Here is a 13,979-nt window from a genome sequence, read left to right on the forward strand (position 1 = left end):
GCGGCGTTTCCCCCACCCGCACCACGCCCTGGTGCCCCTAGCGAGAGAGCGAGCAGCGACCACCGTGAGCGCAGTCTCTTCCCGGCTCCCCGTCTTCCCGTGGGACCGCCTCGAGCCCTACAAGGCCACCGCGGCCGCCCACCCGGACGGCATCGTCGACCTGTCGGTGGGCACGCCCGTCGACCCGGTGCCGGCCGTGATCCAGCGGGCGCTGGCGGACGCCGCCGACAGCCCGGGCTATCCCACGGTCTGGGGTACGGCCGCGCTGCGGGACGCGCTCACCGGCTGGGCCGGCGCCCGCCTGGGCGCCCGGGACCTGGAGCACGTCAACGTGCTGCCGGTCGTCGGCTCCAAGGAACTGGTGGCCTGGCTGCCCACCCAGCTCGGCCTCGGCGCGGGCGACAAGGTCGCCTACCCGCGGCTGGCCTACCCCACCTACGAGGTGGGCGCGCGCCTCGCGGGCGCCGAGCCCGTCGTCTACGACGACCCCACGGAGCTGGACCCCGCGGGCCTGAGGCTGCTGTGGCTGAACTCGCCGTCCAACCCCACCGGCCGGGTGCTGTCGAAGGAGGAGCTGCGCCGGGCGGTGGCCTGGGCGCGCTCGCACGGGATCCTGGTCGTCAGCGACGAGTGCTACCTGGAGCTGGGCTGGGAGGCGGAGCCGGTCTCGGTGCTGCACCCGGACGTCTGCGGCGGCTCGTACGAGGGCCTGGTCGCCGTCCACTCGCTCTCCAAGCGCTCCAACCTGGCCGGCTACCGCTCGGCCTTCCTGGCCGGCGACGCCGCCGTCCTCGGCGAGCTGCTCCAGATCCGCAAGCACGGCGGCATGATGATCCCCGCCCCCGTCCAGGCCGCCACGGTCGCGGCCCTGGGCGACACCGCGCACGTCGCCGAGCAGCGGGCCCGCTACGCCCGCCGCCGCGCCGCCCTGCGGACCGCCTTCGAGGGCGCGGGCTTCCGGATCGAACACAGCGAGGCGTCCCTGTACCTGTGGGCGACCCGCGACGAGCCCTGCTGGGACACCGTCGGCGACCTCTCCAAGCGCGGCATCCTCGTGGCGCCGGGTGACTTCTACGGCGAGGCGGGCGGGCGCTTCGTGCGGATCGCGTTCACCGCCACCGACGAGCGCGTGGAGGCGGCGGTCCGTCGTCTGGCCGAGTAGGCCTACGCGGGGCGGTGGCCGAGGCGGCCCCGGAAGACGCAGAAGGGGCCCGGGAAGTCTCCTTCCCGGGCCCCTCTGGGGTGAGTCGCGCGGCGGTTCAGCCGAGGGGCAGGCCCTTGGGGGTCGGCAGGCCCTGGGTGGGCAGGCCGCCCTTGGTGACGCCCTTGGCGGTCTCGCCGACGGCCTGGCCGGCCGAGCCGGCCAGCTGGCCGGTGACCTTCTGCGCGGCCGGCACGTGCTCCTTGCCGGCCTTGCTGACGGCGCTGGTGGTGGTGTGCACGGCCTTGGCCCCGACGCCCGTCGCCACGTCACCGGCCTGGTGGGAGACCGAGTCGACGTTGTTGCCCAGATTCGCGCTGTCCACCGCGCTCAGCCCGCCGAGGTCGGGGGCCTTGACCAGGTCCGCGGCGCTCGCCGAGCCGGCCGCGGCACCGACGATGGGAGCGGCCGCCGCGACGAGCAGGGCGGCCCGGGCGATCCGACGCGTGAGGGGGAGGGACATGTTGCTCCTTTGACGGAGTGATGGGGTCGGTTGCTGTCCGCCGTGCGGACGCAGTGACTACCGCGTGAGCCCCTCGAAGGTTGCGGTGGCCCAAGGTAAAGAGTAAGTAATGCATCGCATTATCTGCCTCGTCAAAACCACGCCAAACCGGTCAGCTTGTCGTCCAATACGGAAGGCTCGAAAGCCTTTAGTCACAAGGTCGCCGGGGGTGGTTCGAGAGCGCGTGCGGACGGCGCCGGGCACGGCAACTCCCGTATACGGGGCGTACTTCCGGGGAGGGGACGGTCGTACTACTGAGCGGTGGTGATCCGGACCACACCGGAGGTGTTCCCACCGGAAACGCTGCCCGTTCCGCCGCCCGGTACACCGGTGGATCCGTCACGGTCCCGGTCTTCCGATCCGGCCGCGGATTTCCGCCAGCCGTCCGCGGAATTCTTCGCCGACCACACCCGGCCCGCGAAGGAGACGCGCTCGATCCGCAGCTCCGCCGCGTGCGCCACGGCCCACGACGCCAGCTCCCAGCCGCGCGGCGCGTTCCCGTCGTCCGCCGCCGGCCGGTCGGACTGCGCCGGCACCGGCACCGTCACCGTGCGGCCGCCGGCGGCGCCGCCCAGGCCGTCACCGCCCGTTCCCGAGGTCACCGCGGGCAGCACCCCGGTGCCGAACTCGCGGGTCAGCTTCGTCCGTACCGCCGAGGGGTCGCCCGGCTTCCCGTCGGCCGGGCTCTTCGTGCAGCTGAACGTGGCCGCCGCGCGGCCCGTCAGCGCCGCCGACAGCAGCGACGCGTCCGGCTCGTGCTTGGCGTACGCCTGCGGGAAACCGCTGCGCTGCACCCTCTGCGCGGCCACCGTCAGGGGCAGCCGCGAATAGCCCGGCACCTCCACCAGGTGCTCGTAGAACTTCCCGGCCGCGTAGACCGGGTCCGTGATCTGCCCCGCCGTGCCCCAGCCCTGTGTCGGCCGCTGCTGGAACAAACCCAGCGAATCCCGGTCACCGTGGTGGATGTTGCGCAGACCCGACTCCTGCATGGCGGTGGCGAGCGCGATCGTGACCGCCCGCTCCGGCAGCCCGCGCGAGGAGCCCACGGCCGAGATGGTCGCCGCGTTCACCGCCTGCTCGGGCGAGAGGGAGTAGGACTGCCCGGCGGCCCGCACCGTGCAGCGCGGCGCCCCCGGCCCGCCCGTGACGAGTTGGGCCACCAGATACCCGGCCAGCGCCAGCAGCACGGCGCAGGCGGCCACGGTACGCAGCAGTCGGCCACGACGGGTGACGATGATCCGGGACATGCGGGCCACGTTACTTGAGAGACCGCCCCGCGCTCGTGCTGGACGTCACGACGGCCGCGTTAGGCTCGCCGCATGGATGCCCCCGCACTGGACCTGTCCCTCGACGCCGCCGCCCTGACCGCCCAGCTCGTCGACTTCCGTTCCGAGAGCGGCGACGAGAAGGCCCTCGCCGACGCCATCGAGCGCGAACTGCGCGCCCTGCCGCACCTGACGGTCGACCGCCACGGCAACAACGTGGTCGCCCGCACGAACCTCGGGCGCGCGGAGCGGGTCGTCCTCGCCGGGCACATCGACACCGTCCCCGTCGCGGACAACGTCCCCTCCCGGCTGGACGAGAACGGCGTCCTGTGGGGCTGCGGCACCAGTGACATGAAGTCGGGCGTCGCCGTGCAGCTACGCGTCGCCGCGACCGTGCCCGCCCCCAACCGCGACCTCACCTTCGTCTTCTACGACAACGAGGAGGTCGCCGCCCACCTCAACGGCCTCGGACACGTCGCCGAGGCCCACCCCGACTGGCTGGCGGGCGACTTCGCCGTCCTGCTGGAGCCCACCGACGCCGAGGTCGAGGGCGGCTGCCAGGGCACGCTGCGGGTGCTGCTGCGCACCGAGGGCGAGCGGGCCCACTCGGCGCGCAGCTGGATGGGCTCCAACGCCGTCCACGCCGCCGCGCCGATCCTCGCCCGGCTCGCCGCGTACGAGCCGCGCCGGCCCGTCGTCGACGGACTCCAGTTCCACGAGGGCCTCAACGCCGTGCGGATCGAGGGCGGCGTCGCCAACAACGTCATCCCCGACGCGTGCACGGTGACGGTGAACTTCCGCTATGCCCCGGACCGTACGGAAGAGGAGGCGTTCGCTCACGTCCGCGAGGTCTTCGCGGACTGCGGGGTCGTCGACTTCGTCGTCGACGACCACTCGGCCGGCGCCCGCCCCGGCCTCACGCACCCGGCAGCCGCCGCCTTCATGGCGGCCGTGGGCGGCGCGGCGCGGCCCAAGTTCGGCTGGACGGACGTCTCCCGCTTCAGCGCCCTCGGCGTGCCCGCCGTCAACTACGGTCCCGGTGACCCGCTCTACGCCCACAAGCGTGACGAGCACGTGGCGACCGAGAAGATCACGCACTGCGAGGAGCGGCTGCGCGCCTGGCTCACCGCCTGACGGGCCCCCGCTGGGCCTACGCTGAACGCCAACGATCTCAGCGGAGGGAGCTTGCGCATGGCCAGTTCGGAGGAGAGGCGGACACCGCGGGAGCAGCGCCGGGGGCCGGTCGTGCGCCGGCACGGCCAGATGCAGGCCGGCACGACCGACCAGCACCTGCTGGACACCAGAGGGACGGCGGACTGGGTCCACGAGGACCCCTTCCGGGTCATGCGCATCCAGTCGGAGTTCGTCGAGGGCTTCGGCGCGCTCGCCGAACTGCCCCCGGCGATCAGCGTGTTCGGCTCGGCCCGCACCCGGCCGGGCACGCCGGAGTACGAGGCCGGGGTGGCCATCGGGCGGGGGCTCGTCGAGGCGGGCTTCGCGGTCATCACGGGCGGCGGCCCCGGTGCGATGGAGGCCGCGAACCGGGGCGCGATGGAGGCCGGGGGCGTCTCCGTCGGCCTGGGCATCGAACTGCCGTTTGAGCAGGGGCTCAATCAGTACGTGAATCTCGGCGTGGACTTCCGGTACTTCTTCGTCCGCAAGACGATGTTCGTGAAGTACGCGAGCGGGTTCGTGGTGCTGCCCGGCGGCCTGGGCACGCTGGACGAGCTGTTCGAGGCCCTCACGCTCGTCCAGACGAAGAAGGTCACCCGCTTCCCGATCGTGCTCTTCGGCACCGGCTACTGGCGGGGCCTGGTCGGCTGGCTGCGCGACACGCTGGTGGCGGAGGGCAAGGCCGGGCTGCACGACCTCCAGCTGTTCCATGTCACGGACGACGTGCAGGAGGCGGTCGGGCTGGTGACGAAGGAAGCCGGCATGTGACGGAGCCGGGGGGCCCGCCCGGCGGGCCCCCACCCCCCCGCCGCCGGAGCGGCCGGCCGGGCCTCAGGCCAGTCCGCGCCGGGCCACGGCCGGGGGACGGTGGCCGGCGAGCGAGGCCACCATGTCCAGCACCTGCTTCGTCTCCGCCACCTCGTGCACCCGGTAGACCTGCGCCCCCAGCCAGGCCGACACCGCCGTCGTCGCCAGGGTCCCGAGCACGCGCTCCTTGACCGGCTTGTCGAGGGTCTCCCCGACGAAGTCCTTGTTGGACAGCGAGACGAGCACCGGCCAGCCCGTCGCCGTCATCTCGCCCAGCCGCCGCGTGGCCTCCAGCGAGTGCCGGGTGTTCTTCCCGAAGTCGTGCCCCGGGTCGATCATGATGCCGTCGCGCCGGACACCGAGCTCCAGGGCCCGTTCGGCCAGCCCGACGGTCACCCGCAGGATGTCCGCCATCACGTCCTCGTACGCGATCCGGTGCGGTCGCGTGCGCGGCTCGACGCCGCCCGCGTGCGTGCACACCAGGCCCGCCCCGTAGCGGGCGGCGACCTCCGCCAGCCGGGGGTCGACGCCGCCCCACGCGTCGTTCAGCAGGTCCGCGCCGGCCTCGCAGACCGCCTCGCCGACCTCGTGCCGCCACGTGTCCACGCTGATGACGACGTCCGGGTGGCGCCGGCGCACCTCCGCGACGAACCCCACCGTGCGGCGGGCCTCCTCCTCGGCGGTCACCTCTTCCCCGGGCCCGGCCTTCACCCCGCCGATGTCGATGATCGCGGCACCCTCGGCCACCGCCTGCTCCACCCGGGCCAGCGCGGGCTCGTCCTGGAACGTCGCGCCCTGGTCGTAGAAGGAGTCGGGGGTCCGGTTCACGATCGCCATGATCACCGGTTCGTGAGCGCCGAACTCGCGTCGTCCCAGCCGCAGCATCTTCCGTACTCCCTCTCCGTGGTCCGCCAGCGACCTTAACCGTCAGTGCGGCATGGCACGATCGGGGTGGACGGATTGGCTGACGGAGGATGGACGGGGAGACGGCCGTGTTCTGGTTCTTGCTCATCGCGCTGGTCGTGGTGGTCGCAGCGGTCACGCTCGCCGTCGCCGGGGGCGGGGGCGCGGAGGTGCTCCCCGAGGCGGTCCCGGACCGGCTGGCCTGGCCCCTGCCGGGTGCCCGTCCGCTGGGCAGGGCCGACGTCGAGGCGCTGCGCCTGCCGATGGCCCTGCGGGGCTACCGCATGGCGGAGACCGACGACGTCCTGGACCGGCTCGGTGCCGAGCTGGCCGAGCGGGACGCCCGCATCGCCGAGCTGGAGGCCGCGCTCGCCGGCGCGCAGGCGGCGGCGATGAGGCGCGAGAAGGAAGAGGGGGAGCAGGAGTGAGCGACGGGGCAGCGGTCCTCGGACCGGACGGACTGGCGCGCTGCCCGTGGGGCGGCCTGGCGGCCGCGTCCGCGGAGGACTACCGCGTCTACCACGACACGGAGTGGGGCCGCCCGGTCCACGGCGACGACGCGCTCTACGAACGGATATGCCTGGAGGCCTTCCAGTCGGGCCTGTCGTGGCTGACGGTCCTGCGGCGACGTGAGGGCTTCCGCGCGGCGTTCGCGGGCTTCTCGATCGAGAAGGTGGCGGCCTTCACGCCCGCGGACGAGGAGCGGCTGCTGGCCGACCCCGGCATCATCCGCAACCGCGCGAAGATCACGGCGGCGGTGGAGAACGCCCGCGCCGCCGAGCGGCTGGGCGAGGGGGAGCTGGACGCGCTGGTGTGGTCCTTCGCCCCGGCCGCGGGGCGGCCGGTGCCGCGGACGTCCGCGGACGTGCCGGCGATCACGGCGGAGTCCACCGCGCTCGCCAAGGACCTGAAGAAGCGTGGTTTCCGGTTCGTGGGGCCGACGACGGCCTACGCCCTGATGCAGGCGTGCGGGCTGGTCGACGACCACCTGGCCGACTGTCACGTGCGGGGCTGAGAAGAGGGCGTCCGGTCCCCGCCCCGCCCGCTGTGCGGGGCGAGGACCGGGAACGCGCGCTAGCGGCCCACGAACGCGGGCTTCTCCTTCGCCAGGAACGCCGCGACCGCGATGGCGTGGTCCTCGGACGAGCCCGCCGCGCTCTGCAGTTCCTCCTCCTTGGCGAGCGTCTCCTCCAGCGAGTGCTCCGCCCCGTACGCCAGCGACTCCTTGATCGCCGCGTACGCGGCCGTCGGCCCCCCGGCGAGCCGGCGGGCCACGGCGGCGGCCTCCGCGGCCAGCTCCGCCGCGGGCACGACGCGGTTCGCGATGCCCAGGTCGTACGCCTCCTGCGCGCTGACGTTGCGCGGGAAGAGCAGCAGGTCCGCCGCCCGGCTGGGGCCGATGAGGCGGGGGAGCGTCCAGGAGACGCCCGAGTCGGCGGTGAGGGCGACGCCGGCGAAGGAGGTGTTGAACGACGCCGTGTCGGCGACCACCCGGAAGTCCGCCGCGAACGCGAAGCCCGCCCCCGCGCCCGCCGCGACGCCGTTGACGCCGGCCACGACCGGCTTCGGCATCCGGGTGATCGCCGTGACGACGGGGTTGTAGTGGTCCTTGACCGTCTCCATGGTCACCCGCGTGCCGTTCTCCCGGTCCGCGGCCAGGGAGGTGACGTGCTCCTTGAGGTCCTGCCCCACGCAGAAGGCCCGTCCGGTGGCGGTGAGCAGGACGGCCCGCACGGCCGGGTCGCCGGCGGCCTCGTGCAGGGTGTCGCGAAGGGCGGCCTTCGTCTCCGTGTTCAGCGCGTTCATGGCGTCGGGACGATTCAGCGTGATCGTCGCGAGCCCTTCCGTCACCTCGTAGAGCACGGCGTCGGACATGGCGGGGTCCCTCCCTGGGTCGGCTGTGGGGCTCAGCATGCCGGAGATCATCCGGGGCGGATACGCGGACGGATATGTGACCTGCGTCAAACAATCCGGTACCGGTGTGGGTACGGAGGAGGTACGGGAAGGCAGGACCATCCCCGAATTGAGTGGTTTTGCGGCAGCGCGTTGCCGAAGGGATGCGGACCGATGTTGGTCATTGGGTCGCGAGATGCGGGATAATGGCCTGGAAGCAATGTGTTCGATGCCGGTGACGCGTGCCCTTCCATAGGGCCGTCGGCTGACGATGAGCTGGTTTCAGGAAGGGGAACGAGCATGGCGGCCATGAAGCCGCGGACGGGCGATGGCCCGCTCGAGGTGACCAAGGAGGGGCGGGGCATCGTCATGCGGGTTCCGCTCGAAGGCGGCGGTCGTCTCGTCGTCGAGCTGACCCCGGACGAGGCCGAGGCTCTCGGTGACGCCCTGAAGAAGGTCGTCGGCTGACGCACAGCCCCCACGATTTCCGCACCGCACCGCCCCGGCTGCCGGCTCGTCCGGCCCCGGGGCGGCGGCGTGTCCGGGGCCCGTACCGGTACCTGCGTACCGAGGGCTGAGCGGGGGCACCCGGCCCTCGGCCGGCCCGCCGGCCCCGCCCGGCCCCGGAGCGGCGCTCAGCCGCGCCGGACCGCGCACAGCAGCCCGTCGCCGACCGGCAGCAGGGACGGCACCAGCACCGTGGACTCGCGCACGGCCCTCAGCAACTCCCGCACCCGCTGCACCTCCGCGGGCGGCAGCGCCGCGTCGACCGTGCGGCCGTCGGCGAAGACGCCCTCGAAGCAGACCAGTCCACCGGGGCGCAGCAGGCGCAACGATTCGGCTAGATAGTCCAGGCACTCCAGCCGGTCCCCGTCACAGAAGACCAGGTCGTAGCCGCCGTCGGCGAGGCGCGGCAGCACCTCCAGGGCCCGGCCGGGGATGAAGCGCGCACGGTTGCCGGCGAAGCCCGCCGCGCGGAACGCCTGCCGGGCGAACTGCTGGCACTCCGGGTCGCTGTCAACGGTCGTGAGCACACCGTCCGGGCGCATGCCGTGCAGGAGGTGGATGCCGGAGACCCCGGTGCCGGTGCCGATCTCGGCGACGGCCTTGGCGTCCACAGCGGCGGCGAGCAGGCGCAGCGCCGCGCCGGTGCCGTTCGACACCGAGCGGAGCCCTGCCTCGTAGGCCCGGTCCCGGGCCCAGCGCAGGGCCTCGTCCTCGGCGACGAACACATCGGCGAACGCCCAGCTCGTCTGCTGGTTGCCGGTAATGGCCCTCTCCTGTCCCCGTAGTCGACGCAACCGTGACTGTATCCGCTGCGCACGGGAACCCGCAGATGGGACCGGGCGTTGGGAGGGGTGGAGGGGGCCCGGCGGCCGGTGGCGACGGCGGGGCGGGCCCGCTGGGACGGATCACCGCAGATCAAGACCAAAAAGCGGGTCAAAAATACTTATCCGTAGCTAACGGGCGAGGTGGATATGGTAGGGGCTCCACTGGACACCACCAGAGCCGACAGGGGAGGTGCGGCTGCGGGTGGCGATCGCCGGGGAGTGCTCAGGCGCTTCCGCAGGTCCGCCGCCGAGCCGACATCCGCGACCGACACCGCTGACAATTCCCGCGCCCAGGACTCCGCAACCACCGCGACCTTCGCCACCGACGCGGCTCCGCAGGCATGGACTCCTCCCAGCTGGGAGGAGATCGTCAGCACGCACAGCGCCCGGGTCTACCGCCTCGCCTACCGCCTCACGGGCAATCAGCACGACGCCGAGGACCTGACGCAGGAGGTGTTCGTCCGCGTCTTCCGCTCGCTGTCGACGTACACCCCGGGCACGTTCGAGGGGTGGCTGCACCGCATCACCACCAACCTTTTCCTCGACATGGTCCGCCGGCGGCAGCGCATCCGCTTCGACGCGCTGGCCGAGGACGCCGCCGAGCGGCTCCCCAGCCGCGAGCCCTCCCCCCAGCAGCACTTCAACGACACGCACTTCGACGCCGACGTCCAGCAGGCGCTGGACACGCTCGCCCCGGAGTTCCGCGCGGCGGTCGTGCTGTGCGACATCGAGGGCCTGTCGTACGAGGAGATCGCCGCGACGCTCGGCGTGAAGCTCGGCACCGTGCGCAGCCGCATCCACCGCGGCCGCTCCCATCTGCGCAAGGCTCTTTCGCACCGCTCGCCCGCCGCCCGGGCCGAGCAGCGTGCCGTGGCAGGGGTGGCCTCCGGCCTCCCGTTCGGTGGGGAGGTCGGGATCGCGTGACCGGTTCAGGCGGTCAGTCCCCCGCCGAGCAGCATCTCGGCGACCGTCTCGCGGCGCTGGTCGACGGGGAGTTGGGGCACGATGCCCGGGAGCGGGTGCTGGCGCACCTCGCCACCTGTGGGAAATGCAAGGCGGAAGCCGATGCTCAGCGCCGGATCAAGAACGTGTTCGCGCAGGCGGCCGTGCCGCCGGTCTCCGACGCGCTGCTCGCCCGTTTGCAGGGCCTGCCGGGCGAGATGACCGGGGAGCCGGCGGACGGCGGCCCGGGGCCGGGCGACGCCCGGGGAAGAGGGTTCGGCGCTCGCGCGGAGGCCTTCGCCTTCCTGCCCGCGGTCACCGTGCAGCCCGGTGACGGCGGCTTCCGGATCCACGACTTCGAGCGCGGTCCGGGTGTGCGCGCCGGCTCGCGCGGGCGGCGGTTCGCCTTCGCGGCGGCCGGCACGGTTTCGCTCGCGGCGCTCGCGCTGGTCGGGGCGCAGCCCCTGGGCACGGCCGTGGAGACCCCCCGGGCCCGCGGCGGCGGTCAGTCCAGCGTGACGACCACCTCGCTCGCGATGTCCCAGGGCCTCGGCGGCCAGAGCGACTCCGTGCGCACCCCGGCGGCCACGGCCTTCTCCCCCGTGGCGCTGCTGCGTCCGTCGGGGGCGCCGGTGCATCCGCCGCTGATACGGACCTCCCTGGCCCGCACCGCGACTCCTCCGGAGCGGTCCCGGGCGCAGTCGGGCCGGGCGGCCGCCGCCCGGTGAGCGAGGGCCGACTCCCCCCTCCGCACCCCCGTGTGGACCTGGTGTAATCGTCGGTGGGGCGCGCCCGCTTCGGGCGGGCGCGGCTGCGGACGAACGGTGGGGAGAAGGATGGACGAGGGCAAGGCACGAGCGGCCGGCGACCCGGGGACGAGCGGCGCGGTGCCGCACCCGGCCGCGGGATCCGCCGACGGTTCACCGGAGCCGGCGGCACCCGGCCTTCCCGCGGAGCCGCGCCGGGAGGCGCCGGCCCCGGCAGCCCCCGGGACGTCGCCCGCACCGGAGCCGGCGCCCGTGCCCCTGCACGCCCCCGATCCCTACGGGACCCCGCCCTACGGCCGTCCCGGCCCCTGGGCCCCGGCGCCGCCCGTGCAGCGCCCCGTGGTGACGCCCCCGCACGGCACCCACGTGCCCCCCACGCCGCCTCCCTACGCCGCGTCGCAGGCCGAGGTGCAGCCGGGTGTGACGCCGGCGCAGGGCACGGCGCTGCCCGCGTACCCGCAGCCGCAGTCGGGGGTGTGTGATCCGTCCGTGCCGGCGGCGCCGCTTCCGTACGCCTGTGCGCAGCCGGGTGTGACGCCGGCGCAGGGCACGGCGCTGCCCGCCGAGGCCCACGCTCCCGCCGCGGCCCCTGCCGGGCCCTGGCAGTACGACCCCTGGGCCGCGGGCACGCGCGTCCCCGAGAGCGGCGAGGCGACCGGCGGCGGCAAGGGCGGCCCGACGCGGCGCAGGATCGTCACCGGAGCCGTCGCTGTGGCGCTGGTCGCCGGCGCCGTCGGCGGTGGCATCGGAGCCGCCCTGGAGCGGGACGGCGGGATGACCCCCCAGGTGCGGCTTCCGCAGTCCGCCGCCGACAAGGGCGACCGGGCCCCCGGCAGCATCGCCGGGATCGCCGCCCGCGCCCTGCCGGGCGTGGTCACCATCCATGTGAGCGGCGGCGGGGAGCAGGGCACCGGCACCGGCTTCGTGCTGGACAAGCAGGGCCACATCCTCACCAACAACCACGTCGTCCAGCCGGCCGGCTCCGGCGGCTCGATATCCGTGACCTTCAACGGCGGCCAGACCGCGAAGGCCACCCTCGTGGGCCGCGACGGCGGTTACGACCTGGCCGTCATCAAGGTCACGGGGGTGTCGGGGCTGACCCCGCTGGCCCTCGGCAACTCCGACTCCGTCCGCGTCGGCGACTCCGTCGTCGCCATCGGCGCCCCCTTCGACCTGGCGGGCACGGTCACCACCGGCATCATCAGTGCCAAGGAGCGCCCCATCACCGCCGGGGGCAAGAAGCAGGACGGCAGCGACGTCAGCTACGTCGACGCCCTCCAGACCGACGCCCCTATCAACCCGGGCAACTCCGGCGGGCCCCTGATGGACTCCGAGGCCCGCGTCATCGGCATCAACAGCGCGATCCGGTCCGCCGGCGAGTCCGAGGGCGGCGGTCAGGGCGGCAGCATCGGCCTGGGCTTCGCCATCCCCGTCAACCAGGCGAAGCGCGTCGCCGAGGAGCTGATCAACACCGGCCGTGCCACCCACCCGGTCATCGGCGTCTCCCTCGACATGGGCTACACGGGCGACGGCGCCCGGGTGAACGCCGACGGCGCCAAGGGCGCGGGCGTCACCTCCGGCGGCCCGGCGGACAAGGCGGGCATCCGCCCCCAGGACGTGATCAAGAAGGTGGACGGCGTGCCCGTGCACAGCGGCCGGGAGCTGATCGTCAAGGTCCGCAGCCACCGGCCCGGGGACGGGCTGGAGCTGACCGTCGAGCGCGACGGCCGGGAGCAGTCGGTGCGGCTGACGCTGGGCTCGGCCAGCGCGGGCTGAGCGTTGGTCCCGTGTTGGCCCGGGCGTCTCCCGCACCACCCGCCGGGCCAGGTACCGTGATAGACGGCCACGACTCGGCCACTGACGCCCCAAGGAGCTGTGCGACGTGCTGGACATAGGACCTCTCGAGCTTGTCTCGCTCGTCGTCCTCGCGGTGCTCATCTTCGGGCCCGACAAGCTGCCGAAGCTGATCCAGGACGTCTCGCGCACCCTGCGCAAGATCCGGCAGTTCTCCGAGAACGCCAAGCACGACATCCGTTCGGAGCTGGGGCCCGAGTTCAAGGACTTCGAGTTCGAGGACCTCAACCCCAAGACGTTCGTGCGCAAGCACGTGCTGGAGAAGGACGAGCTGGGCCTGAAGGAGATCCGCAACGGATTCGACTTCAAGGCCGAGATGGCCGACGTCACTGACGCGGTGCACGGTCGCACCCCCGACCCGGTGGCCGGCTCCTCCGCGTCGTCCGGTGCCTCCGGTACCCCGGACCTGCTGAAAAAGGCCGAGAAGATCCAGCCGGGCGAGCGTCCGCCCTTCGACGCCGACGCCACCTGAGCCCGCGCATCCCGGGCCCCATTGACGGGGGTGGCTATCCTCCCTTTGTTTGGGTTGCGGTCGCGCGCGGGGGCTCGACGCCCCCGGGCCGACGGGGCGACCCGGGACGACGGGCTACGAGGAGGCGCCGCGCACATGGAGACGACGAGCCGGGTAGGGGCGCAGGGGGCCGACGCGTCCGCCGCGGACGCGCAGGGAGTGCCTGAGGGCGGGCCCGGTCCCCGGCGCTCGGTCGACGGCTATCTCCTGGCGTCGTTCCCCTGGTACGGACTGGACGAGGCGTACACCGGGCCGCGCTGGCTGATGCAGGTCGGCGCCGCCGCCGACGGCACCGTGGAGCACGGCTCGACGGGGCACGGCGCCGAGCCCTCGCTGCGGATGGGCCGGGTGGAGCACGAGACGGGCACCCAGCGCTTCGCCGTGGTGGTGACGGTGGCCAGCCGCCCGGTGCGGCGCAGCGCCGACGGCACGGGCGTGCTGGAGGCCACCTCGGTCTCCTCGGCGGCCTGGCTCGCCGGCTCGGGCCTGCTGGCCTGCACCTGGCCCGCCCAGATGGAGCGCGCCCTGCGGCAGGACTGGCTGGACCAGCAGACGGCCCTCGCCTGGGAGCTGGCCGACCGGCTGGAGGAGTCCGCCTGGTCGACGCTGTCCCTGCCGGTGGACGGGGTGCCGACGGACTTCCGCTACCGCGAGTCCGAGTACGGCTGGGTCCTGGCCGGCTCGCCCGAGGAGGGCGGGGTGCACCTGGGCGCGTACGGGCGGGGCATGAGCGCGTACGGCATGGGCTTCTCGGTGATCAAGAACATCACGGACTACACCCACTGACGCGGGCGTGCGCGACGCGCGAGGGGCGGCCCCGGTGGGGGCCG

The 13,979-nt window shown here is 73.7% G+C and carries 16 protein-coding genes; 11 read left to right on the forward strand and 5 right to left on the reverse strand.

Going from position 1 to position 13,979, the window contains the following annotated elements:
* Positions 1–64: 64 nt before the first annotated feature.
* On the forward strand, positions 65–1,162 hold the full coding sequence (gene dapC, locus CYQ11_RS20690) for a succinyldiaminopimelate transaminase (RefSeq protein ID WP_099201334.1): 1,098 nt from the start codon (positions 65–67) through the stop codon (positions 1,160–1,162).
* 97 nt (positions 1,163–1,259) lie between these two features.
* Here the strand turns inward: dapC and CYQ11_RS20695 are convergent, their stop codons facing one another.
* Both CYQ11_RS20695 and CYQ11_RS20700 read right to left on the reverse strand, forming a co-directional pair.
* Positions 1,260–1,664 carry an ATP-binding protein gene (locus CYQ11_RS20695; RefSeq protein WP_099201333.1) on the reverse strand — a complete coding sequence of 135 codons (405 nt, stop codon included), beginning with the start codon at positions 1,662–1,664 and terminating at the stop codon, positions 1,260–1,262.
* A 290-nt stretch (positions 1,665–1,954) separates the two neighbouring features.
* A complete protein-coding gene (locus CYQ11_RS20700; protein WP_099201332.1) occupies positions 1,955–2,950 on the reverse strand; it encodes a VldE C-terminal domain-containing protein in 996 nt (331 codons plus the stop codon).
* 72 nt (positions 2,951–3,022) lie between these two features.
* On the opposite strand from CYQ11_RS20700, the gene dapE reads away from it, so the two are divergent.
* On the forward strand, positions 3,023–4,102 hold the full coding sequence (gene dapE, locus CYQ11_RS20705) for a succinyl-diaminopimelate desuccinylase (RefSeq protein ID WP_104651077.1): 1,080 nt from the start codon (positions 3,023–3,025) through the stop codon (positions 4,100–4,102).
* A 57-nt stretch (positions 4,103–4,159) separates the two neighbouring features.
* Complete coding sequence (locus CYQ11_RS20710; RefSeq protein WP_099201331.1) at positions 4,160–4,909, forward strand: LOG family protein; 750 nt, start codon at positions 4,160–4,162, stop codon at positions 4,907–4,909.
* Positions 4,910–4,972: 63 nt separating this feature from the next.
* Here CYQ11_RS20710 and folP read toward each other — a convergent pair whose 3' ends face one another.
* A complete protein-coding gene (folP, locus tag CYQ11_RS20715; RefSeq protein WP_099201330.1) occupies positions 4,973–5,833 on the reverse strand; it encodes a dihydropteroate synthase in 861 nt (286 codons plus the stop codon).
* A gap of 107 nt (positions 5,834–5,940) precedes the next feature.
* On the opposite strand from folP, the gene CYQ11_RS20720 reads away from it, so the two are divergent.
* On the forward strand, positions 5,941–6,279 hold the full coding sequence (locus tag CYQ11_RS20720; RefSeq protein WP_099201670.1) for a DivIVA domain-containing protein: 339 nt from the start codon (positions 5,941–5,943) through the stop codon (positions 6,277–6,279).
* Positions 6,276–6,866 carry a DNA-3-methyladenine glycosylase I gene (locus tag CYQ11_RS20725; protein WP_099201329.1) on the forward strand — a complete coding sequence of 197 codons (591 nt, stop codon included), beginning with the start codon at positions 6,276–6,278 and terminating at the stop codon, positions 6,864–6,866. Before CYQ11_RS20720 ends, CYQ11_RS20725 begins: the two co-directional genes overlap by 4 nt.
* A 59-nt stretch (positions 6,867–6,925) precedes the next feature.
* On the opposite strand, the gene chcB is transcribed toward CYQ11_RS20725, so the two are convergent.
* Positions 6,926–7,726: a 2-cyclohexenylcarbonyl CoA isomerase gene (chcB, locus tag CYQ11_RS20730; protein ID WP_099201328.1), complete on the reverse strand. Its 801-nt coding sequence runs from the start codon at positions 7,724–7,726 to the stop codon at positions 6,926–6,928.
* A gap of 318 nt (positions 7,727–8,044) precedes the next feature.
* On the opposite strand from chcB, the gene CYQ11_RS20735 reads away from it, so the two are divergent.
* Complete coding sequence (locus tag CYQ11_RS20735; RefSeq protein ID WP_009997451.1) at positions 8,045–8,212, forward strand: DUF3117 domain-containing protein; 168 nt, start codon at positions 8,045–8,047, stop codon at positions 8,210–8,212.
* A 167-nt stretch (positions 8,213–8,379) separates the two neighbouring features.
* Here the strand turns inward: CYQ11_RS20735 and CYQ11_RS20740 are convergent, their stop codons facing one another.
* On the reverse strand, positions 8,380–9,045 hold the full coding sequence (locus CYQ11_RS20740; protein WP_099201327.1) for an O-methyltransferase: 666 nt from the start codon (positions 9,043–9,045) through the stop codon (positions 8,380–8,382).
* Between the two features lie 177 nt (positions 9,046–9,222).
* On the opposite strand from CYQ11_RS20740, the gene sigE reads away from it, so the two are divergent.
* The 5 genes from sigE to CYQ11_RS20765 all read left to right on the forward strand — a co-directional run bounded on the left by sigE (position 9,223) and on the right by CYQ11_RS20765 (position 13,935).
* Positions 9,223–9,999 (forward strand): RNA polymerase sigma factor SigE, encoded by a 777-nt coding sequence (gene sigE, locus CYQ11_RS20745; protein ID WP_099201326.1) that lies wholly within the window; start codon positions 9,223–9,225, stop codon positions 9,997–9,999.
* Positions 9,996–10,745, forward strand: coding sequence for an anti-sigma factor family protein (locus tag CYQ11_RS20750; RefSeq protein ID WP_099201325.1), 750 nt, complete (start codon positions 9,996–9,998; stop codon positions 10,743–10,745). Before sigE ends, CYQ11_RS20750 begins: the two co-directional genes overlap by 4 nt.
* A gap of 108 nt (positions 10,746–10,853) precedes the next feature.
* Complete coding sequence (locus CYQ11_RS20755; protein WP_099201324.1) at positions 10,854–12,560, forward strand: trypsin-like peptidase domain-containing protein; 1,707 nt, start codon at positions 10,854–10,856, stop codon at positions 12,558–12,560.
* A gap of 106 nt (positions 12,561–12,666) precedes the next feature.
* Complete coding sequence (locus CYQ11_RS20760) at positions 12,667–13,110, forward strand: sec-independent translocase (protein ID WP_099201323.1); 444 nt, start codon at positions 12,667–12,669, stop codon at positions 13,108–13,110.
* Between the two features lie 135 nt (positions 13,111–13,245).
* Entirely contained in the window at positions 13,246–13,935 is a 690-nt protein-coding gene (locus CYQ11_RS20765) for a hypothetical protein (RefSeq protein ID WP_099201322.1), read from the forward strand.
* The last annotated feature ends 44 nt before the right edge of the window (positions 13,936–13,979 follow it).

The organism is Streptomyces cinnamoneus, from assembly GCF_002939475.1.
Taxonomy (GTDB): domain Bacteria; phylum Actinomycetota; class Actinomycetes; order Streptomycetales; family Streptomycetaceae; genus Streptomyces; species Streptomyces cinnamoneus_A.

Bases quoted from the DNA above. Each gene is read 5' to 3' on its own strand.
- CYQ11_RS20695 (WP_099201333.1), bottom strand. From the start codon at position 1,664: ATGTCCCTCCCCCTCACGCGTCGGATCGCCCGGGCCGCCCTGCTCGTC.
- CYQ11_RS20700 (WP_099201332.1), bottom strand. From the start codon at position 2,950: ATGTCCCGGATCATCGTCACCCGTCGTGGCCGACTGCTGCGTACCGTG.
- dapE (WP_104651077.1), top strand. From the start codon at position 3,023: ATGGATGCCCCCGCACTGGACCTGTCCCTCGACGCCGCCGCCCTGACC.
- CYQ11_RS20710 (WP_099201331.1), top strand. From the start codon at position 4,160: ATGGCCAGTTCGGAGGAGAGGCGGACACCGCGGGAGCAGCGCCGGGGG.
- folP (WP_099201330.1), bottom strand. From the start codon at position 5,833: ATGCTGCGGCTGGGACGACGCGAGTTCGGCGCTCACGAACCGGTGATC.
- chcB (WP_099201328.1), bottom strand. From the start codon at position 7,726: ATGTCCGACGCCGTGCTCTACGAGGTGACGGAAGGGCTCGCGACGATC.
- CYQ11_RS20735 (WP_009997451.1), top strand. From the start codon at position 8,045: ATGGCGGCCATGAAGCCGCGGACGGGCGATGGCCCGCTCGAGGTGACC.
- sigE (WP_099201326.1), top strand. From the start codon at position 9,223: ATGGTAGGGGCTCCACTGGACACCACCAGAGCCGACAGGGGAGGTGCG.
- CYQ11_RS20755 (WP_099201324.1), top strand. From the start codon at position 10,854: ATGGACGAGGGCAAGGCACGAGCGGCCGGCGACCCGGGGACGAGCGGC.
- CYQ11_RS20765 (WP_099201322.1), top strand. From the start codon at position 13,246: ATGGAGACGACGAGCCGGGTAGGGGCGCAGGGGGCCGACGCGTCCGCC.